The organism is Conexibacter sp. SYSU D00693 (genome assembly GCF_017084525.1).
GTDB lineage: Bacteria > Actinomycetota > Thermoleophilia > Solirubrobacterales > Solirubrobacteraceae > Baekduia.
Genome location: NZ_CP070950.1, coordinates 4,342,502 through 4,368,486, shown reverse-complemented (window position 1 = coordinate 4,368,486; position 25,985 = coordinate 4,342,502). Strand labels below are relative to the sequence as shown.

Below are 25,985 nucleotides of genomic sequence, written 5' to 3'. Positions count from 1 at the left end.
ATGGCCCAGCAGCACCTTGATCGCCTGACCGCGCTTGACGCGTCGTTCCTGCACCAGGAAGGACCGTCGTCGCACATGCACATCGGTGGCGTGACGATCTTCGAAGGCCCGCCGCCGGACTTCGCGGAGCTGCTCGACCACGTCCGCGGGCGGCTGCACCTGGTGCCGCGCTACCGCCAGCGCCTGGCCGACCAGCCGCTGGAGAGCGGGCGGCCGGTGTGGGTCGACGACGCGTCGTTCGACCTCGAGTACCACGTGCGCCAGACCGCGCTGCCGAGCCCCGGCGACGAGCAGCAGCTCATGGCGCTCACCGCGCGCGTGATGAGCCAGCAGCTCGACCGCAGCAAGCCGCTGTGGGAGCTGTGGGTCGTCGAGGGGCTCGAGGGCGGGCGCTTCAGCCTCATCTCGAAGACCCACCACGCGCTCATCGACGGCGTCAGCGGCGTCGACCTCGCCACGGTGCTCTTCGACCTGGGACCCGTCCCCACGGAGATCGCCCACCCTGGTCGCGCGTGGGAGCCCCAGCGCCCGCCGACGTCCGCGGAGCTCGTCGCCTCCGGCAGCCTCGGCCTGGCCCGCAACGCCCTGCGCGTCGCCGCCGGCGCGGCCGCCGCCCTGCAGAGCCCCCAGCGCGCGATCGAGAGCGCCCGCGAGGCCGTCGAGGGCCTCGGCGAGCTGGCGTGGGCGACGCTCAACCCGGCGCCCGAGACGCCGCTGAACGTCGAGATCGGGCCCCACCGGCGCTTCGTCGGCGTGCGCACCGAGCTCGAGGACTTCAAGACGGTCAAGAACGCCTTCGGCGGCACGGTCAACGACGTCGTCCTCACCGCCGTCAGCGGCGCGCTGCGCGGCTGGCTGCAGGCGCGCGGCACGCGCACCGAGGGCCTCGAGCTGCGCGCGCTGGTGCCGGTCAGCATCCGCGCGCACGACGAGCGCGGCGCGCTGGGCAACCGCATCGCCGCCATGCGCGGACCGCTGCCCGTCTACATCGAGGACCCGGTCGCGCGGCTGCGCGCGGTGAAGGCGGCGATGGACGGCCTGAAGGAGTCCAAGCAGGCGGTCGGTGCCGAGGTCATGACCTCCATGCAGCAGTTCGCGCCGCCGACGGTGCTCGCGCAGGCCTCGCGCCTGAACTTCTCGACGCGGCTGTTCAACCTCATCGTCACGAACGTCCCGGGCCCGCAGTTCCCGCTCTACGTCCGCGGCCGCGAGCTCGAGGACATCTTCCCCGTCGCGTTCCTGCCCAAGGGCCACGCGCTGGCGATCGCGATCATGTCCTACAACGGCCGCATGAACTTCGGGCTGCTCAGCGACTTCGACGCGATGCCCGACGTCCAGGAGGTCGCCGACGGCATCGAGGCGTCGCTGGCCGAGCTCGTCGCGCTGGCCCGCGGGACCGGTGCGCCGTCGCCGGTCGGCGGGCGCGGCACCGCCGCGGGTCGCGTCAGCGGCGGCGCTGCTGCCGCGCGACGCGCACGGTCACGTCCGGCTGCGCGGGCGTAGCCTCGCGGTTGCCGTCGCGGTCCACCGCCACGGTGAAGAACGCGTAGCGCGAGCCCGGCTGGACCTTGAGCTTGCGCTTGGTCGAGCGCGTCGTGAACAGGCGGCGCGCCGGACGGCCGTTCGCCGCGCGCCAGACCTCGTAGCTCTGGATGCCCGAGCGGTGCACCCCGATCGGCGCCTGGTCCTTGCCGTTCCAGCGCAGCGTGAACGACCGGCTGCGCACCGCGCGCCTGGGTCCGCGCGCGGCCGAGGCGGGTGGCCGGCGGTCGGCGTCGCGCGCGGCCACGAGCGCCGTCCCCGCGTCGAGGATGCCCCAGCCCAGCTCCGGCTCCCACCCCGGACCCGCGCGGCGCGCGGTCTGCTTGAGGAGCTTCACGACGTCGCTGCCGCTGAGGTCGGGGTTCAGCCGCTTGATCAGCGCAGCGGCGCCGGCGACGACCGGGACGCTCATGGACGTCCCCTGCAGGTAGGCGTAGCGGCGGTCGCCCGCGAAGGTCACGCGGCACTCGCACGGCGGGTCGCCGAGCACCGAGCCCTGGTCGAGGTCGGTCGTGTTGCCGGGGAAGCCGGACAGCAGTCCGTCGCCGCTGCGGGACAGGTAGGTGCCGTAGGCGCTCAGGGAGATCTGGGAGCCGCGGCCGGCGAACGGCGCGCGCACGCCGTCGGCCTGCGCGGCGGTGATCGACAGGCCCTTGTTGGCCTCGAGGTCCGGCCCCGACCCGGTGGGCTGCAGGACGTTGGCCGGGTCGCCCTGCTCCTCCACCGGCTCGTCCGCCGCGGCGGCGACCATGACGACGCCGGCGTTGGCCGCGGCGTCGATCGCCTCCACGACCGGCGTCGCCGCCGGCATCTGGCCCGTCGTGCCGAAGCTCATGACGATCGCGTCGGCCCGGTTCTCGACGGCCCAGAGGATCGAGTTGGCGACGCTCGTGTCGGTCAGGTCGCTCTTGGCGACGAGCAGCCCGCAGGCGAAGCCGGCGCCGGCGATGCCCACCTGGTTGTCGGGCGTGCCGCACGCCAGCGTCGAGACGTGCGTTCCGTGGCCGTTCTCGTCGACGAGCGGGCCGCCGTTGCCGGGCGTGTCGTCGAAGTCGGCGCTGGCGAGGACCTTGCCGGCCAGGTCGGGGTGGTTGGCGTCCACGCCGGAGTCGATCACCGCGACGCGGGCGTCCTGGCCGCGGGCGATGTCCCACGCGCCCGGGAAGCCCTGCTCGCCCAGCCACCACTGCACGACGCGGCCGTCGCCGGCGCGCTGGTCGGTCTGGGTGACGCCCGGGTCGTTGGGCTCGAAGCGCAGCTGGGCGCGGCGCTCGACCTCCACGCGAGCCACGCGTGGGTCGGCCCGCAGCGCCTCGGCGGCCTGGGCCGGCGAGGTGCCCGCAGGAGGGCGGACGGCCGCGGCCCGCAGGCGGCCGACGACGTCGCCGACGCGCGAGATGCCGGCCTTCGCGGCGACGGCCTCCAGGACCTCGCTGGCGGCGCGCGGGCTCGCGGCGGCGCGGGCCGTGCGGGCGCTCGCGTCGCCGGCCCGGGCGTCGGCCTTCAGCGTGACGATGAGCCGTCCGGACAGCTGGTCGGGCGGCGGCGCGGCGGCGTCGGCCGTCCCCGCCACGATCGCCAGACCGAGCAGGCCGGCGACCAGCCCGCGGGACGTCCTGCGCTTCGTCACGCGCCTCAGCCTAGACGCGGGAAGCGGCCCACCCGTTCGGGCGGCCGTCGCTGCTCCGAGCCTGTCCACGTTCACGGGAACACGCCTGCATGAGCGCCAACGCGCCAGCTTCCCTTCGCTTCACCGTCTCGAAGCGCCAGAGTGTCTGACGTGTGAAGCGGACCCAGGACGGGACCGCATAGCGCGACACCCCCTAGTCGGTCGTGCGACGCTCGCCCCGCGTCGCGACCGGAAGCGCGGCGCCCCGCGTTCGGGATCGGTGGCCTGGACCCCACCCCCGGACGCGGGGCGTTCTCACGTCCGGATCCGAGGTGGGCGCGGCTAGTAGCCGAGGGCGAACTTCGCGTCCTCGGACATGCGGTCCGGGGTCCACGGCGGCGCGAAGGTCATGCTCGACTCGACGGACTCGACGCCGTCGAGCTCGGAGACGAACTCCTCGATCTGCTCGCTGACCTGCGGGCCGATCGGACAGCCGGGAGAGGTGAGCGTGAACGTCACGTGGACGTCCCCGCCGTCGACCTCGATGCCGTAGATGAGGCCGAGCTCCACGAAGTCCAGCCCGAGCTCGGGGTCGATGACGTTGGTCAGGGCCTCTTCGACCTCGTCGACGTTGGGCATGGCGCCGAGTGTAGTGCCGCGCGCTCGCGACCCCCGGCCTCGGAGAGGACGCTCTTTGCGGCGAATGCGTTGCGTAGCCGCCGTGCCGCGGGGGTAGCCGGAACGCCATCGTCCACTGGGAGGAACAGCCGGCGGTCCTCCGCTGCTGTGGTGACGAGGACCGTGCCACGCAGGCGCTGCGCCGCTGCGCGCTGAGCCGCGCGCTCGTCGCCCGCCGCGACGTCGTCGTCGACCTCCGCGAGCTCGGCTTCGCCGACGCCTCGTTCATGGTCGACCTCGCGATGGTCGCCCGCCGGCTGCGCAAGTCCGGCCGCGTCCTGCGCCTGCGCGGGGCGGCGCCGCACATCCACCGCCTCATCGAGCTCGTCGGCCTCCATCGGCTGCCGGGCGTCATGGTGGACCCGGCGCCGCAGTACGCCTGACGGGCCGCCGCGTACAGTCCCGGGCAGCGCATGCCGCTGCTCCTCGTCCTCCTCTTCATCGTCGTCCCGATCGCGGAGCTCTACGTGCTCCTGCAGGTCGGCCAGGAGATCGGGGTCCTGCCGACGATCGCCCTGCTGATCGCCGACTCGATCCTCGGCTCGATGCTCATGCGCTCGCAGGGCCGCGCCGCGTGGCGCGCGTTCAACGCGGCGGTCCGCGCGGGCCGGCCGCCCGCGCGCGAGGTGCTCGACGGCGCGCTCGTGATCTTCGGCGGCGCGCTGCTGCTGACGCCCGGCTTCCTCACCGACGTCCTCGGCCTGCTGCTCCTGCTGCCTCCCACGCGCGCGGTCATCCGCCGCACGCTCGTGCGCAGCCTCGCGCGCCGCGTGACCTTCGGCATCGGCGTGCCGCCCCGGCGCCCGTCCCGCGGGCCCGGTGGTCCCGGCGCCCCGTCGGACTTCGACGTGGACTCCACCGCGACCGACCTCGACCAGCGGAGGCTCCCCTGAGCACCACCATCGACCCCGGGCTCGAGGCGCCGCGCGCGCTCTCGGGCGCTGAGTCCGACGCCGTCACCTTCGCCTTCGGCGACGCCGAGCGCGACGTCTTCGGCGTCGCCCGCGTGGGCCTGAGCGTCGGCGAGGACGGCGCCCGGGTGGCCAGCGGCCTCGGGATGCTCTTCGCCGACGGCGACCTCGTCGCGGTCCGCGCCGAGGGCGGCGTCGCGGTGCCCGCCGGGGGCGGCTGGGAGCAGGTCGCCGCCGGCGGCGTGCGCTCGGAGGTCCTCGAGCCGCTGCAGGCCTGGCGCGTGCACTTCGAGGACGAGGACGACGGCGACCTGGGCTTCGACCTCGAGGTCCGCGCCGTCTCGCTGCCCGCGCCGCTGGACGAGGACGGCGACGTCGCCAGGCTCGGCGGCATGGCCGGCTACGAGCAGCTCGCGACCTTCGAGGGCACGGTCCGCGCGGGCCGCGGCGAGCGCAAGGTGCGCTGCCTGGGCCAGCGCGGCCACTCGTGGGGCTCACCGGACTGGGAGAAGCTCTCCGTCTCGCGGACCCTCGGGGCGTGGTTCAGCGACGGCCTCGGCGTGACCGGCGTCGCCGTCCGGCCCGCCAAGGGCAAGAGCCACGCCGACGAGGCGCTGGGCATCACGCTGCTCGTCCCGCCGCAGGACGACGTCGCCGACGGCCCGGCCACCCCGGTCGTCGTCGAGGACCCGCGGCTGTCGACGACCTACGACGGCGACGGCCGCCAGGTCGCCGCCGGGCTCGAGCTCTTCGTCGGCGCCGACGACGAGGTCCCCCACCGCGCGGCCGGCGAGGTCGTCTGCGGGACGACGCTCGACCTCGGCCGCCTGCAGCTGCACTCCGCGTTCCTGACCTGGCGCATGGAGGGCCGCACCGGCGTCGGGCGCTACGACGTGCTGCGGCGCGTGGACGCCGCGTGATCACCACGGTCGTCTGCGACTTCGGCGGGGTGCTCACCACGCCGCTGGTAGACGCCTTCGAGGACATCCAGGACCACCTGGGCGTCGAGCCCGGGGAGCTCAACGGCGCGATGGTCGAGCTCGAGGCGCGCACCGGCTACCACCCGCTGCACGAGCTCGAGTGCGGCCGGATGAGCGAGAAGACCTTCCTCGAGGTGCTCTCCCACGAGGTCGGCCAGCCGCTCGAGGAGTTCACCGAGCGCTACTGGGCCGCCCTGGGCACCAACGACGCGATGGTCGACCTGCTCGCGCGCCTGCGCGACCAGGGCTACCGGATGGCGCTGCTGACGAACAACGTCCGTGAGTGGGAGCCGCGCTGGCGGGCGATGCTCCCGGTCGATGAGCTCTTCGAGGAGGTCGTCGACTCGGCCTTCGTCGGAATGCGCAAGCCCGACCCGCAGATCTACCTGCTGACCTGCGAGCGCCTGGGCGTCGAGCCGGGGGCGTGCGTCTTCATCGACGACTTCCCGCACAACTGCGACGCCGCCCGCGACGTGGGCATGCGCGCCGTGCAGTTCCAGACGACCGAGCAGGCGATCGCCGAGGTCGAGGAGCTGCTGGCCGCCGAGGGCGCGCCGCAGGGTGCGCCTGCGGACTGACGGCGACCCGCGACAGGGGTCGCGGCTCAAGGTCGGTGGCGCGTGGCCGATGATGGTGGGGTGACTCTCCGTGCGTCCGGCCGGCTCGTGCTGGCCACCCTCACCCTCGCCGCCGCGGTCCCCGCCACGGCGCACGCCGCCTCCGCCCCGTACCCGTCGGGCACCGACGACCGCTCCTTCGTGACCTCCAAGGGCGGCTGGACCGACAGCGTCGCCTACTCCGTCGGCGTCCCCGGCCTGACGATCCCGCAGGTCTCGAACTCCTTCCAGGCCACCGGCGGCACGCTCGCCGTCTCCCAGCCGGGCACGACGGACGGCTTCCTGCGCGTCGCGACCGGCGGCCTGCTCTCGCTGGCCGGCACCTCGACGAGCGTGTGGACCAGCCCCGAGTTCGTCTACAAGGGCGTTGGGGACAGCGAGGAGGAGGCGATCGCCCTCGTCCTCGCGCAGAAGGCCGACGTCGGCGCGCTGCTCCAGCTCACCGGCAGCGCGGTGACCTACTCCGTCGACGTGCTCAACGCCGCCAACCAGGTCGTCGCCTCGGGCGTCAAGAACCAGGCGATCGCGTCGTCGCCGACGTGGAGGACGGTCGGCCCGATCTGGCTGGACAAGAACGCGATCGTGCTCGGCCAGAGCTACAAGCTGCGCGTCACGACGTTCTTCACGAGCCCGGCGGCCGTCGTCCCCAACGCGACGGTCGACTACGACGACGTCGGGCTGGCCGCCGCGAAGGCCGACCCCAAGCCGGCCGACCCGCCCGCCGGCCAGACGCCGGGTGGCCCCGCCGCGCCGACCCAGCCGCTGTCGCTCGTCGAGGTCAAGGCGTCGGGCTCGACGATCGGCTCGGCGCGCCTGACCAAGAAGGGCCTGCGCGTGAGCGTCGGCTGCGCCGCGGCGGCCCGCAGCGCCTGCGGCGTCGAGCTGACGGGCTACGCCAAGCAGGGCGGCGCGAAGTGGACGAGCGCGAAGAAGGGCACCGTCGCCCAGGGCGCCAGGTCGAAGTTCGTCATCGCGCTCTCCAAGACCGGCAAGAAGGCGCTGAAGAAGGCGTCGACGATCACGCTGCGCACGAAGATCACGATCCAGGGCCGCGCCGCGGTGACCTACCGGGTCGTGCGGATCGTCCGCTAGAGCGAAGCGCTGCTCTGCTGCCGGCCCTCCGTGGCCGGCGTGCAGTCCTGCGGGCCCTCGTCGCTGGTCGCGTCGGGGGCCCGACGTCGTCGCAGGGCTAGTTGTCGGAGCCCAGCCGGTCCCAGAGGTAGAGCTCGAGGCACTCCTGCGCGAGCTCCGTGGCGCGCTCCCGCGAGAGGCGGGGCAGGACCGTCTCGAGCGCCTGCTCCTCGGCGACGCCGGCGTCGAAGGCCTCCTCGCCGCGGAAGCCCGCCGCGATCTTCAGCGCCTCGCGCCGGTTCTCGCCGAGCGTCGGGAAGACGTTGACGAGGAAGTCCCGGTTAGCGATCGGCTGCCCGACCTCCAGCGACGCGTGCCAGGCGGCGAGCATCGAGAGGTCGTGCTCGTCGAGGTCGGCGATCGCCTTGGCGTAGTGGACGTCCAGCTCCGGCTCGGGGATCTCGTCGACCCACGCACGGACCAGCTCGCCGAGCAGCTGCCGGCGGGCCTCACGTCCGACGGACTCCGCGATGACGCGGATGGCGTCCTGAGGTTCGATGAAGCAGAGGGGCATGGCGCGGTCTCCGGCTCGGAGGACTGGAACCGCCGCGCAAGGTACGGACGGCGTCGGACGGCATCGCCTGCCATAGCGCGAGCGGCGGCGGAACACCCCGCAACGTGCGGAAAGTGCCAGGCACCTTCCACCGTCCCAGGTGAAAGGTGCCAGGCACCTTCCACCCTCGACCCCGGGTCTAGGTCCTCGGCGTGTCCAACTCCTCGACCCTGAGCCGCTTCACGGTCAGCTCCTCGATCTCGAGCCTCTTGATCGTCGCGCGGCCGATCGCCAGCCGGCCGATCGCGAGCGCCCCGACGGCGAACGCGCCCAGGGCGGCGCTCCCCATCGCGGCGGTCGCGATCGCGCGCGGGCCGGTGATCTCCGCGGTGCGGATCTCGGGCTTGAAGACGGTGATGGCGGCCATGGGGCCCATCATCCGCCTTCCGTCAGGCGGGCAGCGCGAAGCGCTCCTCGATGAGCGCGTAGATCCGCCCCTGGTCGTCGGGCAGGTTCTCCTTGACCGTGCGGCTGAAGTCGTCCACGACGGCCTCGGGCTCGCCGGCCTCGAGGGCGTCGAGCGTCCGCTGCGCCACGAGCTGCGGCGTGACCTTCTCGAACGGCACCGCGGCCGTCAGGTCGGTGTCGACGAAGCCGACGTGCACGCCGACGACCTCGGTGCCCTGCGCCTTGAGCTGGACGCGCGCGGCGTTGGTGAAGCTCCACGCGGCGGCCTTCGAGGCGGAGTACGTGGCCAGGAACGGGACGCTGGCCCACGAGACGACCGACAGGAGGTTCACGAACGCCCCTCCTCCGTTGGCCGCGAGCACCGGTGCGAACGCCTGGGTCATCGAGACGAGGCTCACCGCGTTGAGCTCGAAGTCCCCGCGCGCGGCCTCGAGCTGCGCGTCGAGCGGCAGCGCCGGCGCCTGCGTGACGCCGCCGGCGTTGTTGACGACGACCTGCACGTCGGTCAGCTCCCGCCCCAGCTCGGCGACGCGGGCCGGATCGGTCACGTCGAGCTGCACCGGCGTGAGACGCGGGTCGGTCACCGTCTGCGGATCGCGCACCGCGGCGTAGACCTTCGCCGCCCCGCGGTCGAGCAGCGCCTCCGCGATCACCTTGCCGATGCCGCGGTTGGCGCCGGTGACCAGCGCCGTCGTCCCTTCGAGCTGCATGAGGGCCTCCTCGGCCGTCGCAGGTGGATGATGGTCGTCATCCTAACGCATGTGGATGACGGCTATCATCCATGTTGCGATGGCACGGTCGAAGGAGGAGAAGGCGGCGAGCCACCGGCGGATCGTCGAGGTCACCGCCGCGCGCATCCGCGAGCAGGGCACGGCCCAGCCCGGCGTCGCCGAGGTCATGCGCGAAGCGGGTCTCACCCACGGCGGCTTCTACAAGCACTTCGGCTCCCGCGAGGACCTGATCGCCGAGGCCGCCGCCGAGGCCCTGACCCAGAACAACCACCGGATCCCGGAGGTGGTGGCGGGCGCCGACGATCGCCTCAAGGCGTTCGTCGACTGGTACGTGTCCGTCGAACATCGCGACGACCCCGGTGGCGGCTGCGGCGTCGTCGCCCTGGGCGCCGACGCCGCGCGGTCCGACGAGCGCGTCCGCGACGCGTACGCCGCGCAGGTCGAGCGCTACCTCGGCCTGCTCGAGGACCTGCTGGGCGACGACCGCGACCGCGCGCCCGTCGTGCTCTCGACGCTCGTCGGCGCCGTGCTCATCGCAAGGGCCCTGGGCGACTCGCCGCGGTCGGAGGACCTCCTGCGCGCCGTCCGCGCCGCCGTGGCCGGCTAGCCGCCCGCACCTCCCCGCTGGTCGGGGTTCAGGCATGACGTCGACCGTCGTCCCCACGCTCTTGCGCGCCGTTCGAGGCGCGCGATAGCGGCGGGCGACTTCCCCGGCAGCCCGCGCAAGTTCCGCTGGCACGTCAACTTCGCCGACGCCGCCTCGCGTCGCTGCGGATCGAGACCTGATGACGAGGGCGCGCGCCGCGGTCAGCGCGAGAGCCGCAGCCTGCTCGTCGCGCGCTGGCCGCCCGCGCCGACGACCTGCGCCGTCACGACGACCTCGCGCGCCCGCCGTCGCACCGAACGGGGCAGCGTCACCCGCACGCTCGCCGCACCGTCTTTGAGGCGCACGAGCCGGTTGCCGTTGGCGAGTCGCCGCTTGCGCGCGTCGCGCACCGTGTAGGTCACCCGCACGCGCCGCCCGTCGGCGCCGCGAAGGCGGACCCGCACGGCCAGCGTCCGTCCCTGCACCGAGCGGGTCAGCGCCAGCGGCGCGGGCTTCCCCGGGGCAGTCGGTGAGGGCGTCGGCGGCATCGGCGCCACCACCACGGGCGCCACCAGCGCCGCCGGCGTGCCGCCGTCGTTCGAGCCGCCCGAGCCCGTGCCGGAGTCCGAACCGCCCTGCTCTCCCTCCAGCACCGGCGTACCAACGTCGACCGTCGAGACCGTGGCCGTGCCCGGGTCCGAGTTCCCGGCCGCATCAACCAGCCACGTGCGCAGCGTCGTGCGTCCCGCCGGCAGCTTGCCGAGCGTGACCGTCGTCGCTCCGCCAGCGGCGGCGGGCGCCGTCGTCGTCGCGCACCCTCCGGCTCCGCACGCCTCGTAGACGACCGACTGCACGGGCGACACCTGCGTGCCGACCGGCGACACGGTCGCCACGACCTCGTCCGTCGTCCGCGCCTGCCCTGGCACCGATACGCTCGGGGCCTGCGGCGCGCCGTTGTCGACCACGATGGACGTCGTCCGCGTGGCGAGCTCCCCGCCGGCATCAGCGGCACGCAAGGTCACCGCATGCTGTCCGTCGGCCACCGAGCTCGTGTCGAACCCGAGCGTCTGCGCCGACGGGTTGCTGCACGGCTTCGCGTAGGTGAAGTCGCAGCTGACCGTGCTCGCGCACCCGACAGATCCGGTCGTCTGGCAGCTGGCGACGACGACCCCATCGACGACGAGCTCGAGGGTCTTGATGCCGCTCTGGCCGTCGCTCGGCGCTCCGGTCACGGACGCGGTCCCCTTGTGGAACCCGCCGTGGGCGCCGGCGCTCCAGAGGTCGCCGGTGGGCAGCGGGAGGGACGGCGGCGTTGGGTCGCTCAGGGTGACGGTGGCCCCGTACAGCGTGGCGATCACCGAGTGGATCGTCGCTCCGCCGACGCAGCCCGTATTGGGCTGGGTCTCGCAACGCACGCCGAAGCTGAGCCCAGAGACGCTTATGCCGTTGAACGAGGCCCGGTCGAAGCCGCTCGTGGAGCCGACCGTGCACTGGTAGTACGGCGCAGGCGGGATCTCACACGATTCGAGCGCGGCGCCGTCGTTCGTGTGCAGCGCGCGCCGGAAGTCCTCCTCGTCGAGTCCGTAGATGTAGCGGGCGTACGAGAACCGCGTGATCAAGGTGCCGGCCGGCGCTTCGAAACGCCACGTCGCTCCTGTGTGACGCACTGCGTTGCGCGTGGCCGCGAGGTTGTCGCGGACCCAGAGACCTCCGAAGGCGCCGCCGCCGGCGCACGACCCTCCGATCTCGTACACCGCTGGATCGTCGTTGCTCGCGGTCCAGGAGTGGTTCGCATTGGTTGCCGAGTCGGAGCAGGTGAGCACGTCGAAGTTGCCCGCGTGCGCGTTGGCGGGCACAAGAATGAGGACCAGTCCGGCGAGGAGGACTAGGTGCCGCACCGATCTCTGCGAACCGTGCCGTTCGAGCGCGAATTAACGACCCGGACACGCTGGCTTACGGATGCCCTGCGCGTAGATCCCCGGGCCGGCACGTAGCGGACATCGACATGGTTGGGACGACTGGGCGCGCTCACGCGAAGCGTCGACCCGCGCTTGGTCCAGCGGATCTCCCGGATGCGTGAGAACTCCGACGAGCAAGACCTCATGCGGAGGCGGACCGCGGCCCTGGCAGGACGGTTCGCCAGGCCCGTCACGAGCTGACCGTTGGACCACCGGACGAAGCGCACGACCGGGCGAGTGAATCGCCGTGCCCTGCGTGATGCAGCCGCCAGAGTCGGTGCCGATGACACAGCTTCGGCAGTTGAGGTCGACAGCAGAGGCGACGAAGGCGCTCTGGCGTCGGTGGCGACCGCGTCGACCGCATTCGACGGACGTGAGGCGATGTATGAAGCGAGCCCGGCCTGCTCGAATGCCGCCTCGACGTCAAGCACGGGACCGCCGGCGAGCGAATGGCGGGCGGATCGCGTGAGGACGTCCTCGGCAGCGTCGGCGCTGAGGTCTGATCTATAGGCGCGAAGAAGGGCCAGCGCGGTGCTCACCAGCATCGCCGCCGATGAGCTGCCACCCTCGTGACCGGACACTGGGAGGCCGGCGTCGGTCGCCGAGTCGGCGTCGCAGCCAGCCGCGCGCACCCCTCGCTTTAGATCTCGAGTGGAAAAAGTGCACCAGCCGTCCGCCGAGGCTGCTCCCGCTTGGTATACGCCAGCGAGCGTCGCTGGCGGCCCCGCGATGGCGCCGGGTCCGTCGTTGCCCAGGCTTGCGACCACGGACACCCCACGCCGTTTTGCCAAAGCGACTTGCTCAGCCAGTAGGGCGAGGTCGTCGTCCTTCGGTTCGCACTGACCGTGGCAGCTCAAAGCCAGTCCGACGACCTTGACGTTCTCGAACTGCAGGCACTGACGAATCCCCCGGCGATACGTGTCGAACGCAAAACTCGTCTCCCCCGTCCCCAGCGCCTGCACGGACCGAATCCGCGCCCCCGGCCACATGCCGACTGTGCCCCAGTCGTTGTCCGGGACCGCCGCGGCGTAGAACGCCATCGACGTGCCGTGGAGGTGGAGGGGGTCCGGGGCGCCCTGGCCGTTGCCGTCGACGCCCGGCATGACGGTGCGGCTGACGATCGGGCCGTTCGGGTTGTCGGGTGGGGTGTCCGGGGTGATCGCGACGCCGGTGTCAACGATGCACAGCTCGGCCGGGGGGCCGGGAGGTGGGTCGAGGTAGCGCACGAACTCGAAGTGGTTGGCCTTGGCCTGTGCGGTGATCGCGGGGCTCTCGGCCGCCTGGGCGGCGGTCGGCGGGAGCGCCGCGAGTCCGGCGAGGGCAAGCAGCGGCACGGTCCAGGCGGACCGGCACGGGGTCAGCATCGACAGGAGTCGGGACTTCCTGACCTTCGGGGACCGCGTGCGGACGTTCGGCGGGCCGGCCGGCGTCGTGGGCGGACAGGCCGCCGGCCCCGGCGCCGCGAGGGCGCCGGGGCCGATGAGGCCGCGGAGAGGGAACCGCGGCACGATCAGCGCGGGCGGACCACCAGCGCGCGGCTGGCGGAGACGCCGGGCTCGTAGGGCAGGGTCGACTGGCGGCGCACCCGGGCGCGGAAGACGTAGCGCGTGCGACGGAACGTCTTCGTGAACCGGTGGGCGCATCCGAACGAGCCGCGGCTGTCGGTGCGCACGGAGCACACGACGATCCACTTCGCGCCGGACCGGACCATGACCTCGACGAAGCGGTGGCCGGTGCGAGGACCGGTCAGCTTGCCGAGGTACCGCACGGTCTTGCCGTTGCGCAGGCGCTTGTGGCTCAGGCGGAACTGCAGCCCGGCCTTCACCAGCACCGTGAGGTCGGTCGTCTGGGCGAACTGGGCGTCGCCGAAGCGCGCCCGGTAGGCGATGCGGACGGTCCGGGACGGGCCCGCCGGCAGGGTCAGGCGCCACACCCCGTTGGCGTCGGTCTGCACCGCGGTGTAGGCGACGAACTGCGCGGCCGGGATGCGGTCCTGCGTGAGCACCTCGAGCCGCGCACCCTCGATCGGCGTCCCGTTGGGCGCCAGGAGCTTGCCGCTCAGCGGGACCTTCTTGCCGTAGGCGACGTGCAGCGTCCGGCTCGTGGTCCCCACGTGCGAGCCGCTGAGGACGGCGGCGGGCGTCGCCCCCTTGCCGTTTGGCTCGCCGGCCGGACCGTCCGGCACGCTGGTCGCGGCGGCCGGGACGGTCGTGGTCGTCGTGCGCTCGACGATCGTCGTCGTCGACTGGCTGGGCGAGCTCGGGACGATCGGCGCCGACGGGCGGCCGGTCGCCTTGGCGTCGAAGTCGTCCGGGTCCCACTCGCGGACGACGCCGTCGCCGTCGGCGTCCTGGTCGTCGGCGTTGCGCAGGCCGTCGCCGTCGAAGTCGCCGCAGGCATCCCGCGGACCTGTCGGCAGGCCCTCGCAGGCGCCCAGGACGACGGCACCCGCCGCGAACGGCCCCGACGTGATGGCGCTCGTCTCGGTCGACGAGCCGCCCGCGTCGGTCGCGGTCACGCGACAGCGGATCTTGCGGGCCGCGTCGGCGTCGGTGAGCGTGTAGGTCTGCGCCTCGGCGCCGGCGATGACCTGCTCGCCGCTGCCGTCGGCCAGCGACCGCAGCCAGGCGTAGCGCAGGGTCGGCGACTGGCCGGCGAGGGCCTGCGCGTTGCAGGCGAGCGCCTTGCCGACGCGCGCCTCCCCCGTGACGGTGGGGAGCTCCTGGGTGGGCGGGCGGTTGTCGAGGACGCGGCGACCGGACCAGACGGTCGCGGCGTTGCCGCCGACGTCGATGATCCGCACGGCCAGGTCGTGGCTGCCGTCGCTGAAGTCCGCGGTCTTGATCGTCTCGGTGTGGCTGAGCGCGAGCTTGCAGGGACGGACGGTGAGGAAGCCACCCTCGGTGTACTGGCACGCGCCGCCGTTGGTGTCGAGGACGCGCCGGCTCGCGGTCTGGCCGTCGACGACCAGCTCGATGTCCTTGATGCCGCCACCGACGTCGGTCGCGCTGAACGGCACGGCCTTGCCGCCGGTCCAGACCGGGGCGTCGAGGTCGCCCGTGACGCTGCTGATGACCGGACCCTGCGCGTCCTCGAGGTTGAACACGCCCTGGTACAGGGACATGCGAGCGTCGCCGCCGACGCTGGTGCCCCCGCACTGGCTGGTGCCGGGGAGGCAGCGCACCGAGACCGTGACGTCCTCGGTGTTCGGCCGCCAGGCGACCGAGTGGTAGGCGACGTCGCCGCGTGCCGCGAAGCCCTCCGCCTCGCCCGCAGGCGAGAAGACCTGCAGGTAGCCGGCCTTGCCCGAGCCCGTGGGCGCGGTGTAGCCGAGGAGGGCGAGCCACGCGTAGGTGATCTTCGTCCCGGGCGCAGCCGTGAACCTCCAGTCCGCGGACACCTGCGTGCCTCCGAGCCAGTTCGGCCCGCCGATGCCGGCGCTCAGCGCGCCGCCGCTCGCGCAGGTGTCGGTCCCCGTCAGGCCCGAGCTGGAGAACGGCGTGCTCGCGAACTTCCAGCCGCCGGCGGCGTCGCCGGTCGGTGCGGCCGCCCCGGAGGGCAGGCGGCACGTGAAGACGTTGTACTCGCCCGCATCCGCCGCCGGAGCGGCGAGGGCGAGGAGCGTGGCGAAGGCCGCGGCGGAGCTGGCCGCCCGGCGGGCGAAGCGGTTCATCGGGATCCCCTGGTCTCGGTGTGTGGTGGTCTTAGAAGCCGAACTCGGCCCCGCTGCCGGAGGCAGGGGCGGTCGAGCGAGCGGGCGGCGACGAGGCCGCGTGCGAGGCGCCGGACTCGAAGCCGGCGGAGGAGCTCGTCGTGGACGGCGAGCTCGCCGTGGTGGCGGTGGCGGCGCTGGCGCCGGTGCTGGAGCTGCTGGTGCTGCTGCGGAACTCCGAGCTGCGCGCGCTCGCCGATCGCGACGTGCGCCCGAACTCGCGCGAGACCCGTGCGCTCGCGCCGCGCTTGCGCTTGGCGCCGAACTCCCCGGCGCGAGTCGTGCGCGACGTCGTCGTGGCCCGCGTCGGGCGGTCGACCTTGCGGGCCTCCTGCAGGCCCGCGGTCACCGGCGCGAGCCTCACACGCGGCGGCGGGGTCGCGGACTGGGCCGCGGTCGTGGCCGGCGCGGCGGTGAAGCTCGCCGCTGGCGCGGCGGGGCGATGCGGCGCGCGCTCGACGACCGCTGCACCGCCGCCGGCAACGGCGGCGGCGGACGCCGCGACGGCGGCGACCTTCCCGCCGCCGACCGCGTCGACGGCGGCCTGGAGCTTGACCGCCGACACGGTGGCGCGCTCGCCGACGAAGGTGGCGACCGACTCGTAGAGGCGCGAGAGCAACCCTGGCGTGTCGGTGCTCGGCAGGTCCGACGCCGCGGCGGCGAGCGGCACCGCCGGCAGGACCGCCGCGATGGCGCTGCCCTGCAGATGGAGCTCGCGGACCGTTGCGCGGCACGCCGAGCAGTTGCGCAGGTGCGGTCGCGCGGCGGCGAGCTCGTGCGCGGAGGCCTCGCCGTCGATGAGCGCGCTGAGCGTCGGCGCCCAGCGATCGCACTCGGAGCCGGCCTCGATGCCGGCGAAGCGCTTCATGAGCGTCCGGCGCCCCTCGGTGAGGCAGCGGTTGACCTTCGTCTACTGCGCCGATGTGGGTGCGCGCCGTCCTACTGCCGCCGCTTCTCGTGCCGGTCGCGGTTCAGGCGTCGCACCACTGAGCGACCCGCCGGGCCTGGCGGCTCAAGATTGCGGGCAGCGCCTCGACCTAGCGCTTCTTCCGCCGCTGAGCCCGATTCGGGGGCGGCGCGCCACCCGGCCGACGGGGGCCTTGCGGAGCAGCGGGCTGGCCGCCGGGCTCGCCCCAGTTCTTCAGCCAGGTTCGGCCGTGGCTGGTGAGGATCGTCTTCGCTGCCGGACCGTGCTCGAACACCAGCGTCATGAGGTGGTAGGCCGTGAGAACCGCGTCCTGAAGCTCCTGCGATGCCTCCAGGTCCTCTACCACGACGCCCTGGGCGCGCGCCTCGTCCCGGTCGATGCGACGCCCGTGGCTCTTGTGAGTTTGGGCGTCGTTGAAGTGCGCGGCGATCGCCTTTCCCTGCTCCTCCGGCTCGTCGGAGTCCTTGAGCATGCCGGTGGCGAGCCACTTCGCGACCATCTCCTCGGAGTAGGCCAAGGCGTTCTGGGCCTCCTGCAACAGCGAGGGGCCGAGCGCCGCGAGGACAGGCGCCCAGACGTGCGCGGCCTGCGGGTTCTTGAGGATGTCCTCGTGCGCCTGGCCGAACTGCTCGACAACCGCGCGGGCTGAGACGGTACGACCGCCCGAGGTCATCTGCGGGTCAATCGGCCCCAACTGACTCTGCTTGCCCATCACGATCCGGCCGGTCGACAGGGCGATCATGGTCCCGGCCGACATGGCGAGCGTCGGGACGATCACTTCCATCTCGGCGAACTTGCTGCGCAGGTAGGCGACGAGCGTTTCGGCGGCGTTCGTGACGCCGCCCGGGGTGTGCAGCAGGAGCGTCAGACCCTTCGACCAGTCCATGCCGTAGATCGCGGTCATGAGACCGTTGAGGTCCTCGTGCATGATCGACGTGGCGCTCGCGGGGGCCTGCGGCTTCTGGAGGAACGCGGACCCGTAGAGGATCACGTTCCGGTCGCCGCGCAGCCCTGAAACCCGTTGCAGTTGCGATAGCAGCTCAGCCTGAAGCCACGGACCCTTGTCATCTTCCGGCCGTGCGATGAACTCCTTGAGAACGTCGTCCCAGGCGGCCATCTGTTAGGACGGCCAAAGCACCAGGCCGAGCGGGGGGACCGACGCGGGCGCAACCTCGGGCTCCTCGACCATCGCGATCTGCGAAACGCTCGCGATCTCGAGATACCGCTCGTAGTCGGCGATCGCCTCCGCCAGAAGGTCCTCTGGAGGGGGCGTCCGCTCCTTCAGCTGATCGGGCACGCGCCGAGTATCACGCAAGGACCCTGACCGGGTCCAGCCGCCTGGACGCCCTGATGGATGCACCGCAGCGCGACGGGCCAGGGGGCGTGTCACCCCTGGCCCCTGGAGGCCGCGCTACGCGGCGGGCGTCAGGTCGTGGACCGCGAACGCGGTCGGGACCTGGACGAGCGGCGTCCAGCGACCCTCGACGAGCACGGTCACACGATTCCTCGTGAGGTCGTCACTCTCCTGCCCGGCGACGAGGCCGATGCCCTGACGGACGCCGAGCCGGGCGCCGACGCGAGAGTCGCCGACGAGCACCTGGCCGTCGTCGAGCGCTTCCGTGGAGACGAGCGGGAGGCGTCGGATGCGGCCGTCCGGCGTGATGGCGCCGATCGGGTGGCCGTCGCTCCCGACGCGGGCCTCTTCCTCCTCGATCGTCACGGCGTTGGCCGCGGCGAAGTTCGGGACGACCCCGGTCGGGATGAGCTGGGCCTTCATCTGGCCCACGACGCCGTCGAGCGTCGTGGCGGTCACGGTCGGCTCGAACGGGTTGTCGAGGATGCCGGGGACCGCGGGGCCGTCGGCGTCGGCAGGGGCGCCGTCGAGCAGGAGCCGCTCGACGGCCGCGAGGACGCCGTACTGGAGCGCCTGCGAGATGTCGGCCGACAGCGCCTCGACGTCGTCGAGGTCCTGGCGGTTCGCCTTGATCCACGACGCGACGGTGACCGCGCGCAGGCTGTCGGCCTCGTACGTCAGGGCGGCCTCCTGCTTGACCGAGCCGTGGGGCGCGATGGCCGCCGCCGCGACGCCGGAGCGCCGGAGCAGGTCGGCCGTTCGGGTGGTGAACGGGACCGACTGGAAGAGGTCGAGCAGGGTCGTCGGGACGACCGGCGTCGGCGCGATCCCCAGGAAGCCGGAGGCGCCGCCGCTGTCGGGCACGCTGACCGGGGCGGCCATCAGCGACCGGCCGGTGAGCTCCGCCACCTGGTCGATGCCCATGAACGTCCCGATCGTGATGTTGCTCCGAAGCGGTGCCGACGACGCGGCGATTTCCGTCAGCGCTCGCTGCGCGTCGAGGTTGTTCCGCAGGCTCTCGCCGAGCCGGTCGATCGCGCTCCCCTGCGAAAGCTGGCGGAGCGTCGTCAGCTCCAGCTCCCGCACGTAGTCCAGCTCCGCCTGGATGTTGTCCAGCTCCGTCTGGGCCGCCGTCACGCCCTCGGCGTCCTTGTCCTGCTCGCACATGTCGAGCGTCTTGCGCGCTGTCGCCCGCTTGGCGTACAGAGCGGTCTTCCGCTCCTTGATCCGCGTCAGGTGCGCGGTCTGGTCCTTCGTCCTCATGCTGCTGCCTCCAGAGTCGCCCGCAGCCGGGCCGCGGGATGTCAGTGGTGAGCTCTGGCGAGGTCCGCGCGCAAGGATCGATTGACCGTCGGCCGGAACAGCGGGAGGCTCCGCGACCGACCGGGAGCGCTGGCACGATGTGCTGCATGCCGGATGCGCCGACGGATCCGCCGCCAGAGTCGTCCCGGCGCGCGCGATGGGACTTGATCGAGCTGCTCGTCCTCTTCAGCGCGTGGGCTACCGCCACCGCGCTGACTCCTGCTGACGGAAGTCGATCGTTCTACGAAGCGTCCGCCCAGGTGATCCCGGTCATCATGCTGACCCTCGCGATCGAGGCGAGAGCGTTTGAGTGGAACCTCGAGTGGCGTGGCTGGGTCGACCGCTGGAACCGAGGCCTCGACGGACCGCTCACTGCCGCAGCCGCTCGCGTTCTGGTTCTGCTGTTCCTGATCGTCGCCGAGCTACTAGCCCTGAGCCGACTGGCCGACCCGGGCGCGCTCCAAGACCCGCAGCCCAAGTTCGTCTTCGGCGCGATGGGCCTGGGGTTCGCAGCGGTGGCTCTAGCCGCGATCCCACGCCGTCCGCGCGACTCGCAGGCCAGGCGCTAACCGCGTCCGTCTCGAGAAAAGGTCTCCTCCATGTTTTTCGCGCAGCGGCAGGGAGCGCGCCCGAGGTCCGTTCGTCGCGCTGCCATCGAGGCACCCGGTGGGTTGCGCGTCGGCGCCCGCTCGGCAAGCCTGCGGGCGTGGGCGCGGCCGACGACATCTTCCCGTCGCACCAGAGTCCGGCGTTCGTCCAGACGCGATGGTCGGAGGGCTGGGGCTACGCCGTGATCGGGTTCGGGTCGGCGGCGCGGATGCTCACGGAGCAGCGGGCGAAGATGCACGCGAGCGTCGACCAGATCGGGCTAGCGATCTTCTTCCTGCAGCGCCACCGCGTCGAACTGGTCCTCAAGCACGCGCTGGTCTTGCTCGGCGAGGACGTCGAGGCGGTTGCCAAGCTCCCGCACCGGCTGGACGTGCTGTGGAGAAGGTTCGGCCAGGTCGTCCGGCCGCTCGACCCGAAGGGCTGGCGCTACCTCGAGGGGGAGTTCGGCGACTTCGTCGAAGCGATCCACAAGGCCGACGAGGGGTCGTTCACATACCGCTACCCGGTCAACCGCGAAGGCGAAGAGTCGAAGCGCGCACCCTTCATCGACCTCGACGCGTTGGAGCGTTACGCCGAGAGGTTCGACCTCGGGATCAGCGGCTTCGTCGACTGGATCGACGAAGGGCGACGCGAGGCGGAGTGGCACAACCAGCCGTAGCCCGCCGCTTCGGGTGCCTCCGCAGCTGCCTCCCCGGCTCGTCGGGTCGGCCCTGACTGTTCGGGTTGTTTCGGGCTGGCCGGGCGGGAGACAGCCTGAGAGGTACGACGTCTTGACGCCCGGCCTTTCCTCTTGTGGCATATGCCTATGCCGAAGGGCGATCCGTGGAAGGCGATGGAGCTCAAGATGCCCGAGAGCTTCTATGCCGCGCTCGACCTGCTCGCCGAGCACAAGGGCGTGTCGCGGAGCGCCTGCCTGCGCGACTGCATCGGAATCGGGTTGTGGGCCGAAACGACCCGGCTCAACCGGGACGAGCCGTCCGGCGCCACCGCGCACCTCAAGGCGGTGGCGAGCGCCGTCTTGGAGGTCGACGGCGAGCACACGCGCGTTCCGGCGCTCAGGCGTCGGTGAGGTCCGGCCAGAGCGCCCGCTCGACGGCGTCGAGCCGTCGGCCGACGTGCTCCGCGGACCGGCCGTTGGCGATCGCGAGCCGGACGAGCCGCAGTTGCGCGTGACAGTCGACCTTCGTCGCCTTCGCCTGCGCCCTGCACCGCGCGAGCCTCACGTCCACGGGAGCCGCGGCGAGCGTCGCGAGCGTCAGCTGCCGCGCCGCGACCCGGTCCCGGTTGGCGTTGAACGCGAACCGCTCGAGGTCGGCTCCGACGACCGGCTCCGGTTCGACGAGCCCGTTGGTGCGCATGGCGCGCGCCGGGTTGCGGGTGAGGCCGCCGGTCCTGCCGAGGAACAGCGGCTCGTCCTGCCGGGGGAGCATGGTCGACGTTCTACGCCGCCGTCTGGCGGCTCTCGGCACGACGCCCCGGCTGGTGGTCCGAGGCGTCGCGTACGTCCGTAGGAGGAGGCCGGACGCTAGGGGCGCCGTCGGACGGTTCCGTCCTCGCCGTCGCGAAGATCGCGGGCATGGCCGACGTGTTCATCGAGACGGTGCCGCTCGACGCGACCGACTTCCAGCGCGAGGCGCAGCTGCTCGTCCTGAGCGAGTTCGTGTCCGGCATGCAGGAGGCCGGGATGGTGCCGGTCGTCGACGTCCAGGCGACGAGCGCGGGCGACGTCTTCATCATCACCGTCGACGAGCCGGAGCCGCGGTAGCCGTGGCTGCCACTGCCGTCCGTTCTCCCAGCTGTAGAGGGTGCCGGCAGCTCTTCCGGCCGGAGCGGCCGTGGTACCACACGTGTCCGGCGTGCTTCCGTCGGAGGCAGCGCCCTCTAGAGATCGCCCGTCCGGGTCCGATGGCGGGCCAGCTGTCGCTCGACGCGACGCCGGAGTGGGCCGCCGCGACGAGTCCGAACGTCGTCGCGCTTCCGCGTCGTCGCTCCACCTGACGTACGCCGGTTCGTCCCGTACGGTCGACGGCGGCATCAGCCATGCCTCGGTCGCCGTCCGCTCTCGGCGAGCGGGCGGCGGCCCTCTTCTTCCGCCGGGGCGTGAGCGACGATGCCGGTCCCGTCGGCCCGTCGCGACCTCTTCCGACGGGCCCCACGGCGCCCGCTTCCCACCTCCGGCGGGCGTCGTGCGTCTTGGCGGTCAGGCCGCGAGCGCCCGGCGTCGCACCTGCCGCGCAAGTGCGCCGCGCCGCGCACGTTCCCGCCGGGACGCCGCCCGCTCGACGGCGTCCTGGTCGAGCCGGGCGACGAGCGCCGCAGCGACGAGCAGGGCGTCCGGGTCGAGCCCGTCGGCGACGAGCCGGACGAGTAGCCGCTCCGCGCCGCCGGACCCCTCCGGGAGGCGCACCGACCCGTCGACCCGGCGCGGGAAGTCCGGGAGGCCCGCGGGCGGCTGAAGGGTCGAGCGGAGCACCGCGGCGAGGACGCTAGGCCGGACGTCGGACCGACCCGACGACGACCGGCCGCGGGCGTAGCTTGAGGTCCGCCATGGATGCTCGCCAGCCTGACCGCTGCTCCTGCGGCCGCGAGGACATCGCGCACCGCGATCCCGTCACCGCCGCCCCGCTGTGCGTCGCCTGCTTCAAGCTGCTAGGCGACTTCCTGCGCTGGCTCCACGACGACCTCGCGTTCGGCGCCGAGCGCGAGTCGTGGGAGCACATGGGCGGCCGCCGCTAGAACTCGATGTCGTCGTTGGAGGTCGCGATCGCGGCGGCGTACTCGGCCTGAAGCTGGCAGCGGCGGGAGCAGGCGCCGCCCTGCGCGCTCGACCAGCGGCCGAGCTTGTCGCAGCCGCGGCACCGGGCGGCGGCGATCTCGTTGTCGTACTGCCGGAGCGCCCAGCCCGGCATCCCGTCCGGCGGGTCGACCACCTCGCCGAGCCGGATCGACTCTGTGACTAGCGACTCGACGACGCCCGACCACTCGTCGGCCTCGCCCGCGAGGTCGTCCCCCGCCTCGCGTCGGGCGGCCGCCCGCGCCGACAGCGCCGCCTGGACCTTGTCGAACATCGCCTCGAAGCGCGCGAACGGCACCGAGTGCTGGGCGTAGAACTCGTCGGCGAGCGCGAACGCCAGCACCTCGTCGACCGAGCGGAGGTCGTCGCCGACGCGAGCGGCTAGTGCGCGAGCGCGATCCACGTCGGTCTTGCTCGGGGCCCTCGGGGGCCGTCCGAGGTGACGTTCCATCGCCGCCAGGTACCGCTTGAGCAGGCGCCCGGTCAGGTCGTCAGTCGCCGTCCCCTCGATCCCGAGAGAGCGCGCGCCGTCAGGCGCGTCCTTCTTCTCTTCTTCTACTTCTTCCCCACGGAGGGGCCGCGCGCGCGTAGAGCCGCATGGTGCGGCACCCCCACCCGCGCCATGCGGCACCTCCTGCCGCACCCTGCGGCTACCCACGGCCGTGCCGACCGTCCAGGTGCTCTCCCCGCCGCGCTTGCCGGGCGCGTATCCGATGAGGCCGAGGTCGACGAGGTCCGGGACGGCGCGGTCGACCGTGTCGACGCTGATCCCGCCCGCCGTCGCCGCGACCTTGGCCCGCGTCGCATCGAAGACTGCGGCGCGGTGCTCGTTGCCGAGCTTCGTCAGCGCCGAGTAGACCAGCAGCGCGCGCTGTCGGGCGCTCGGCGCGCACTCGCGCAGGATCAGGTCCCAGGCGTCGTGGTGGACCTTGAACCACCCGCCTGCCGTCTTCGTGGACTGCATCGCTTCCTCCGTCGTGTCCTTCCGACCGCCCGTCGCGACCGCCTGCCGGGAACGATCGCGCGTGCGTCGGACGGCTGCCTGTGGCTAGCCGTCGTATACATCGGCTAGCCTGCGCCATCATGCCGACAGACCCCAAGCAGAAGCCCGCTGGCCGCACCCCGTCGAAGCTGGTTCGCATCCCCGTCGACATGGCCGATCGCGTCGACGCCGTGCGCGGCCTGATCCCTCGCGAGACGTTCATCCGGGATCTGTTGGACAAGGCGCTCCGGACCCTCGAGGAGCAGAGCGGACGATGACCGCAGCAGCCACGAAGCGCGCGGTGGCCTACAACCGCGTGTCGACCCGTGAACAGGTCGAGCACGGGCACAACCTCAAGGGCGACACCGAACGCTGCCTTGAACGGATCAACCGCGAGCCCGACTGGGAGCACGTCGACACCTACGTGGACGGCGGCGAGCAGGGAGACGACCCGACCCGCCCGCAGTACCAGCGGCTCCTCGCGGACGTAGCCGCGGGACGAGTCGACGTAATCGTGATCCCCGCTCTGGATCGCTTCGGGCGCGACTCGGTCGAGATCCAGACCCGCCTCGCGCTGTTCGACCGCGAAGGGGTGCGCGTGGTGTCGCTGCGCGAGTCCATCGACCGGGATACGCCAGAGGGGCGCCTCCAGACCGGCATCCTGGCCCAGTTCGCCGAGTTCGAGAAGGCGAAGATCAAGGCGCGGACCCGGGCCGCCCTTCAGCAGCGGAAGGCCAACGGCCTGCCCGTCGGGGCGATGCCGCTCGGCTACCGCGCCAATGCGATCATCGGTCCGGACGGGGAGGCGACGACCCGCCGCGTCGAAGACCCGCCCCGCGCCGCGGTGGCGCGCCGCATCTTCGAGATGGCGGCGTCGGGGCTGACACCCGGGGAGATCGCCCGGCTCCTCAATCGGGAGCGAGTCCCCCCGCCGAGGAAGAAGTCTCGGGCCTGGGAGACCCGGACGGTGCGCCGAATCATCGAGAACCGCTGCTACGTCGGCGACAACGGCTACCCCCAGCTGATCGACACCGCGCTCTTCGACCGCGCCCTCGGCAACCTGCGGCGCCTGGACCCGGTCGCGGCCGCGGCACGGCAGGCTGGGCGCAAGAGCCCCGAGGAGTACGTCCTCCGCGGCATCGCGAAGTGCTCCCGCTGCGGGGCCCCGCTCTACACCCGTCGGTACGCGAGCGGGCGGCACTACATCTGCGCGAACACCCGCCAGGCGACCGGGCTCTGCGACGCGCCCCCCATCCCCGCGAATGTCCTCGAGGCAAAGACGCTCGACCACCTCCACGACTTCCGGCTCAACATCGAGGAGTGGCTCGCGACCCGCGTCGCCGCGGTCCACGAGGAGCGCGCGAGCCTCGAACGCGCCGCGGCGGGCCTGCGGGCCGAAGCCGCGAAGGTGACACGCCGAGTGGAGGCCGCGCACCGCCAGCACGATCAGGCACTCGACGAAGAGGATGACGCCCTCGCCGCCGTCACACTGCGCGCCGTCGCGCGAGTTGAGGCGCAGCAGACGGAAGCGCTCGCACGCGTCGCGGAAGCCGAGGCGCGCGTAGGCGAATGGACCGCCGAGCCCGACGTGAACGCCGCGCTCGACTACTACAACGAGATCGTCGACTTGATCGAGGGCAGGGTCGCCAAGGCGCGCGGCGCGGCAGAACTAAACGTCGCGCTGCGCGACCTCCTCGCGTACGTCCACGTCGACACGCGCCCCGCCTCGGAAGCCTTTCGGGACGGCTGGATTCCCGTCGTCCCCGACGACGCGCCCGCCCGGGTCATCCGCGCGACGTTCGTCGTCCGCGGCGAAGGCGTCGTCGTGCGACCCGACGGCACGCTCGGAGAGCCCGATCGCGCCGTGGTCGCCTGGGCGGGCCCGGAGGAGGCCCGCGTCACATCGCGGCGTTCACCTTGGTGTACGACCAGCCCAGTTCATCGGCGATCTCGTCGTAGGTCTTGCCGAGCGAGCGGTGCCAGAGGGCCTGGACCTCCTGGGGCTTGAGCGTCCGCAGGGCCTCCGCCGCCTGGCTGATGCGCTCGTGCGTGAGCGCGTGGTCCTCGGGCGAGGGCTGCTCGCGAGCCTCGGCGTCCTCGAGCGCGAGCTCGCGGTCCGCGACCGTCTCAGTCCGCTTCAGCCGCAGCGCCATCGCCTCGTGGCGACAGACGGTGTGGACCCAGCCGACGACGCGGTCCGGGTCGAGGTCCGGCGCGCGCCGGACGAAGATCTCGAGCGCCCGCTGGTAGGCGTCCTGCGCGTCGTCGGCGCAGTGCGAGTGCTTGCGCGCGGTGCGCAGCAGCGCATCGGCGTGCGCCGCGACGACGTCGACGACCATCCGGTCGGCCTCTGCCTTGTTCAGCCGAACCCCCATGGTCGGCGCTTCCTGCCCAAGCATCATGCGACTCCCCCGTGCTGCTCCAATGCGTCCTTGCATCGGATAGGCCGGCAGTGAACCAGGTTCGCCCTACCCGTTGAGGTAGTCCTGCGTGAGTTCGACACCTCCCTTCGGGTGGCCCCCTGCGTCCAGACGGGGGAAGGTCCTGGAAAGCGGCTGATTCGGACGACGTCCTGGACGCAGACGCGATCGCAACGGATG

Annotated in this window: 30 protein-coding genes; 14 read left to right on the top strand and 16 right to left on the bottom strand. The window is 72.6% G+C overall.

All coding sequences use genetic code 11. The features are described 5' to 3' along the window. Complete coding sequence (locus tag JUB12_RS21570) at positions 1 to 1,503, top strand: wax ester/triacylglycerol synthase family O-acyltransferase (RefSeq protein ID WP_205697500.1); 1,503 nt, start codon at positions 1 to 3, stop codon at positions 1,501 to 1,503. Here the strand turns inward: JUB12_RS21570 and JUB12_RS21565 are convergent. Continuing rightward, a complete protein-coding gene (locus JUB12_RS21565; RefSeq protein WP_205697499.1) occupies positions 1,445 to 3,172 on the bottom strand; it encodes a S8 family serine peptidase in 1,728 nt (575 codons plus the stop codon). The genes JUB12_RS21570 and JUB12_RS21565 overlap by 59 nt on opposite strands. Before the next feature lie 321 nt (positions 3,173 to 3,493). Further along, complete coding sequence (locus JUB12_RS21560; protein ID WP_205697498.1) at positions 3,494 to 3,790, bottom strand: metal-sulfur cluster assembly factor; 297 nt, start codon at positions 3,788 to 3,790, stop codon at positions 3,494 to 3,496. A gap of 107 nt (positions 3,791 to 3,897) precedes the next feature. On the opposite strand from JUB12_RS21560, the gene JUB12_RS21555 reads away from it, so the two are divergent. The 5 genes from JUB12_RS21555 (at position 3,898) to JUB12_RS21535 (ending at position 7,429) form a co-directional block, all read left to right on the top strand. Beyond that, positions 3,898 to 4,212 (top strand): STAS domain-containing protein, encoded by a 315-nt coding sequence (locus tag JUB12_RS21555; protein WP_205699840.1) that lies wholly within the window; start codon positions 3,898 to 3,900, stop codon positions 4,210 to 4,212. 30 nt (positions 4,213 to 4,242) lie between these two features. After that, on the top strand, positions 4,243 to 4,722 hold the full coding sequence (locus JUB12_RS21550) for an FxsA family protein (RefSeq protein ID WP_205697497.1): 480 nt from the start codon (positions 4,243 to 4,245) through the stop codon (positions 4,720 to 4,722). Between the two features lie 113 nt (positions 4,723 to 4,835). Continuing rightward, positions 4,836 to 5,660: a hypothetical protein gene (locus JUB12_RS21545; protein WP_205697496.1), complete on the top strand. Its 825-nt coding sequence runs from the start codon at positions 4,836 to 4,838 to the stop codon at positions 5,658 to 5,660. After that, complete coding sequence (locus tag JUB12_RS21540; RefSeq protein ID WP_205697495.1) at positions 5,657 to 6,298, top strand: HAD family phosphatase; 642 nt, start codon at positions 5,657 to 5,659, stop codon at positions 6,296 to 6,298. The genes JUB12_RS21545 and JUB12_RS21540 overlap by 4 nt, the downstream gene beginning before the upstream one ends. A 60-nt stretch (positions 6,299 to 6,358) precedes the next feature. Next, on the top strand, positions 6,359 to 7,429 hold the full coding sequence (locus JUB12_RS21535) for a hypothetical protein (protein WP_205697494.1): 1,071 nt from the start codon (positions 6,359 to 6,361) through the stop codon (positions 7,427 to 7,429). A 97-nt stretch (positions 7,430 to 7,526) separates the two neighbouring features. Here the strand turns inward: JUB12_RS21535 and JUB12_RS21530 are convergent, their stop codons facing one another. The 3 genes from JUB12_RS21530 to JUB12_RS21520 form a co-directional block, all read right to left on the bottom strand. Continuing rightward, the gene (locus JUB12_RS21530) at positions 7,527 to 7,982 is read right to left on the bottom strand and encodes a hypothetical protein (RefSeq protein WP_205697493.1); all 456 of its coding nucleotides are present in this window, start codon (positions 7,980 to 7,982) and stop codon (positions 7,527 to 7,529) included. A gap of 178 nt (positions 7,983 to 8,160) precedes the next feature. Next, entirely contained in the window at positions 8,161 to 8,388 is a 228-nt protein-coding gene (locus JUB12_RS21525; RefSeq protein ID WP_205697492.1) for a hypothetical protein, read from the bottom strand. A 22-nt stretch (positions 8,389 to 8,410) separates the two neighbouring features. Further along, on the bottom strand, positions 8,411 to 9,139 hold the full coding sequence (locus JUB12_RS21520; RefSeq protein WP_205697491.1) for an SDR family oxidoreductase: 729 nt from the start codon (positions 9,137 to 9,139) through the stop codon (positions 8,411 to 8,413). Positions 9,140 to 9,218: 79 nt separating this feature from the next. On the opposite strand from JUB12_RS21520, the gene JUB12_RS21515 reads away from it, so the two are divergent. After that, positions 9,219 to 9,767 (top strand): TetR/AcrR family transcriptional regulator, encoded by a 549-nt coding sequence (locus JUB12_RS21515; protein ID WP_205697490.1) that lies wholly within the window; start codon positions 9,219 to 9,221, stop codon positions 9,765 to 9,767. Between the two features lie 200 nt (positions 9,768 to 9,967). On the opposite strand, the gene JUB12_RS21510 is transcribed toward JUB12_RS21515, so the two are convergent. The 7 genes from JUB12_RS21510 to JUB12_RS21480 form a co-directional block, all read right to left on the bottom strand. Continuing rightward, on the bottom strand, positions 9,968 to 11,644 hold the full coding sequence (locus tag JUB12_RS21510; RefSeq protein WP_205697489.1) for a hypothetical protein: 1,677 nt from the start codon (positions 11,642 to 11,644) through the stop codon (positions 9,968 to 9,970). Beyond that, a complete protein-coding gene (locus JUB12_RS21505; RefSeq protein WP_205697488.1) occupies positions 11,632 to 13,038 on the bottom strand; it encodes a S8/S53 family peptidase in 1,407 nt (468 codons plus the stop codon). The genes JUB12_RS21510 and JUB12_RS21505 overlap by 13 nt, the downstream gene beginning before the upstream one ends. Before the next feature lie 176 nt (positions 13,039 to 13,214). Next, a complete protein-coding gene (locus tag JUB12_RS21500; protein WP_205697487.1) occupies positions 13,215 to 15,377 on the bottom strand; it encodes a hypothetical protein in 2,163 nt (720 codons plus the stop codon). A gap of 31 nt (positions 15,378 to 15,408) precedes the next feature. Continuing rightward, the gene (locus JUB12_RS21495) at positions 15,409 to 16,284 is read right to left on the bottom strand and encodes a zf-HC2 domain-containing protein (RefSeq protein WP_205697486.1); all 876 of its coding nucleotides are present in this window, start codon (positions 16,282 to 16,284) and stop codon (positions 15,409 to 15,411) included. Positions 16,285 to 16,453: 169 nt separating this feature from the next. Continuing rightward, positions 16,454 to 17,461 (bottom strand): hypothetical protein, encoded by a 1,008-nt coding sequence (locus JUB12_RS21490; protein ID WP_205697485.1) that lies wholly within the window; start codon positions 17,459 to 17,461, stop codon positions 16,454 to 16,456. Positions 17,462 to 17,464: 3 nt separating this feature from the next. Next, positions 17,465 to 17,641 (bottom strand): hypothetical protein, encoded by a 177-nt coding sequence (locus JUB12_RS21485; protein ID WP_205697484.1) that lies wholly within the window; start codon positions 17,639 to 17,641, stop codon positions 17,465 to 17,467. A gap of 114 nt (positions 17,642 to 17,755) precedes the next feature. Next, a complete protein-coding gene (locus JUB12_RS21480; protein ID WP_205697483.1) occupies positions 17,756 to 18,961 on the bottom strand; it encodes a phage major capsid protein in 1,206 nt (401 codons plus the stop codon). A gap of 146 nt (positions 18,962 to 19,107) precedes the next feature. Here JUB12_RS21480 and JUB12_RS21475 point away from each other — a divergent pair, with 146 nt between their 5' ends. The 3 genes from JUB12_RS21475 (at position 19,108) to JUB12_RS21465 (ending at position 20,678) form a co-directional block, all read left to right on the top strand. Next, a complete protein-coding gene (locus JUB12_RS21475; protein ID WP_205697482.1) occupies positions 19,108 to 19,569 on the top strand; it encodes a hypothetical protein in 462 nt (153 codons plus the stop codon). Positions 19,570 to 19,706: 137 nt separating this feature from the next. Continuing rightward, entirely contained in the window at positions 19,707 to 20,267 is a 561-nt protein-coding gene (locus JUB12_RS21470; RefSeq protein WP_205697481.1) for a hypothetical protein, read from the top strand. Between the two features lie 147 nt (positions 20,268 to 20,414). Further along, complete coding sequence (locus JUB12_RS21465) at positions 20,415 to 20,678, top strand: hypothetical protein (RefSeq protein ID WP_205697480.1); 264 nt, start codon at positions 20,415 to 20,417, stop codon at positions 20,676 to 20,678. On the opposite strand, the gene JUB12_RS21460 is transcribed toward JUB12_RS21465, so the two are convergent. Then, complete coding sequence (locus tag JUB12_RS21460) at positions 20,665 to 21,039, bottom strand: hypothetical protein (protein ID WP_205697479.1); 375 nt, start codon at positions 21,037 to 21,039, stop codon at positions 20,665 to 20,667. The two genes, JUB12_RS21465 and JUB12_RS21460, sit on opposite strands and share 14 nt — an antisense overlap. A gap of 146 nt (positions 21,040 to 21,185) precedes the next feature. On the opposite strand from JUB12_RS21460, the gene JUB12_RS21455 reads away from it, so the two are divergent. Beyond that, a complete protein-coding gene (locus JUB12_RS21455; RefSeq protein WP_205697478.1) occupies positions 21,186 to 21,374 on the top strand; it encodes a hypothetical protein in 189 nt (62 codons plus the stop codon). Between the two features lie 435 nt (positions 21,375 to 21,809). Here the strand turns inward: JUB12_RS21455 and JUB12_RS21450 are convergent, their stop codons facing one another. Beyond that, positions 21,810 to 22,082, bottom strand: coding sequence for a hypothetical protein (locus JUB12_RS21450; protein WP_205697477.1), 273 nt, complete (start codon positions 22,080 to 22,082; stop codon positions 21,810 to 21,812). A gap of 74 nt (positions 22,083 to 22,156) precedes the next feature. On the opposite strand from JUB12_RS21450, the gene JUB12_RS21445 reads away from it, so the two are divergent. Continuing rightward, positions 22,157 to 22,345 (top strand): hypothetical protein, encoded by a 189-nt coding sequence (locus JUB12_RS21445; protein ID WP_205697476.1) that lies wholly within the window; start codon positions 22,157 to 22,159, stop codon positions 22,343 to 22,345. Here the strand turns inward: JUB12_RS21445 and JUB12_RS21440 are convergent. Next, positions 22,342 to 23,367 (bottom strand): hypothetical protein, encoded by a 1,026-nt coding sequence (locus tag JUB12_RS21440; protein WP_205697475.1) that lies wholly within the window; start codon positions 23,365 to 23,367, stop codon positions 22,342 to 22,344. The genes JUB12_RS21445 and JUB12_RS21440 overlap by 4 nt on opposite strands. 119 nt (positions 23,368 to 23,486) lie before the next feature. Between JUB12_RS21440 and JUB12_RS21435 the strand changes: the two genes are divergently transcribed. Beyond that, on the top strand, positions 23,487 to 23,663 hold the full coding sequence (locus tag JUB12_RS21435; protein WP_205697474.1) for a hypothetical protein: 177 nt from the start codon (positions 23,487 to 23,489) through the stop codon (positions 23,661 to 23,663). Next, positions 23,660 to 25,393 (top strand): recombinase family protein, encoded by a 1,734-nt coding sequence (locus JUB12_RS21430; RefSeq protein WP_205697473.1) that lies wholly within the window; start codon positions 23,660 to 23,662, stop codon positions 25,391 to 25,393. Before JUB12_RS21435 ends, JUB12_RS21430 begins: the two co-directional genes overlap by 4 nt. Here JUB12_RS21430 and JUB12_RS21425 read toward each other — a convergent pair. Further along, complete coding sequence (locus JUB12_RS21425) at positions 25,284 to 25,760, bottom strand: RNA polymerase sigma factor (protein WP_205697472.1); 477 nt, start codon at positions 25,758 to 25,760, stop codon at positions 25,284 to 25,286. The genes JUB12_RS21430 and JUB12_RS21425 overlap by 110 nt on opposite strands. Between the last annotated feature and the right edge of the window lie 225 nt (positions 25,761 to 25,985).

What these genes read in the sequence shown, in the direction of transcription:
- JUB12_RS21495 (WP_205697486.1), bottom strand. Translation starts at nt 16,284, where the DNA reads ATGAAGCGCTTCGCCGGCATCGAGGCCGGCTCCGAGTGCGATCGCTGG.
- JUB12_RS21550 (WP_205697497.1), top strand. Translation starts at nt 4,243, where the DNA reads ATGCCGCTGCTCCTCGTCCTCCTCTTCATCGTCGTCCCGATCGCGGAG.
- JUB12_RS21560 (WP_205697498.1), bottom strand. Translation starts at nt 3,790, where the DNA reads ATGCCCAACGTCGACGAGGTCGAAGAGGCCCTGACCAACGTCATCGAC.
- JUB12_RS21525 (WP_205697492.1), bottom strand. Translation starts at nt 8,388, where the DNA reads ATGGCCGCCATCACCGTCTTCAAGCCCGAGATCCGCACCGCGGAGATC.
- JUB12_RS21490 (WP_205697485.1), bottom strand. Translation starts at nt 17,461, where the DNA reads ATGGCCGCCTGGGACGACGTTCTCAAGGAGTTCATCGCACGGCCGGAA.
- JUB12_RS21475 (WP_205697482.1), top strand. Translation starts at nt 19,108, where the DNA reads ATGCCGGATGCGCCGACGGATCCGCCGCCAGAGTCGTCCCGGCGCGCG.
- JUB12_RS21460 (WP_205697479.1), bottom strand. Translation starts at nt 21,039, where the DNA reads ATGCTCCCCCGGCAGGACGAGCCGCTGTTCCTCGGCAGGACCGGCGGC.
- JUB12_RS21570 (WP_205697500.1), top strand. Translation starts at nt 1, where the DNA reads ATGGCCCAGCAGCACCTTGATCGCCTGACCGCGCTTGACGCGTCGTTC.
- JUB12_RS21520 (WP_205697491.1), bottom strand. Translation starts at nt 9,139, where the DNA reads ATGCAGCTCGAAGGGACGACGGCGCTGGTCACCGGCGCCAACCGCGGC.
- JUB12_RS21480 (WP_205697483.1), bottom strand. Translation starts at nt 18,961, where the DNA reads ATGAGGACGAAGGACCAGACCGCGCACCTGACGCGGATCAAGGAGCGG.
- JUB12_RS21430 (WP_205697473.1), top strand. Translation starts at nt 23,660, where the DNA reads ATGACCGCAGCAGCCACGAAGCGCGCGGTGGCCTACAACCGCGTGTCG.
- JUB12_RS21465 (WP_205697480.1), top strand. Translation starts at nt 20,415, where the DNA reads ATGCCGAAGGGCGATCCGTGGAAGGCGATGGAGCTCAAGATGCCCGAG.
- JUB12_RS21515 (WP_205697490.1), top strand. Translation starts at nt 9,219, where the DNA reads ATGGCACGGTCGAAGGAGGAGAAGGCGGCGAGCCACCGGCGGATCGTC.
- JUB12_RS21500 (WP_205697487.1), bottom strand. Translation starts at nt 15,377, where the DNA reads ATGAACCGCTTCGCCCGCCGGGCGGCCAGCTCCGCCGCGGCCTTCGCC.
- JUB12_RS21455 (WP_205697478.1), top strand. Translation starts at nt 21,186, where the DNA reads ATGGCCGACGTGTTCATCGAGACGGTGCCGCTCGACGCGACCGACTTC.
- JUB12_RS21530 (WP_205697493.1), bottom strand. Translation starts at nt 7,982, where the DNA reads ATGCCCCTCTGCTTCATCGAACCTCAGGACGCCATCCGCGTCATCGCG.
- JUB12_RS21425 (WP_205697472.1), bottom strand. Translation starts at nt 25,760, where the DNA reads ATGGGGGTTCGGCTGAACAAGGCAGAGGCCGACCGGATGGTCGTCGAC.
- JUB12_RS21440 (WP_205697475.1), bottom strand. Translation starts at nt 23,367, where the DNA reads ATGCAGTCCACGAAGACGGCAGGCGGGTGGTTCAAGGTCCACCACGAC.
- JUB12_RS21435 (WP_205697474.1), top strand. Translation starts at nt 23,487, where the DNA reads ATGCCGACAGACCCCAAGCAGAAGCCCGCTGGCCGCACCCCGTCGAAG.
- JUB12_RS21445 (WP_205697476.1), top strand. Translation starts at nt 22,157, where the DNA reads ATGGATGCTCGCCAGCCTGACCGCTGCTCCTGCGGCCGCGAGGACATC.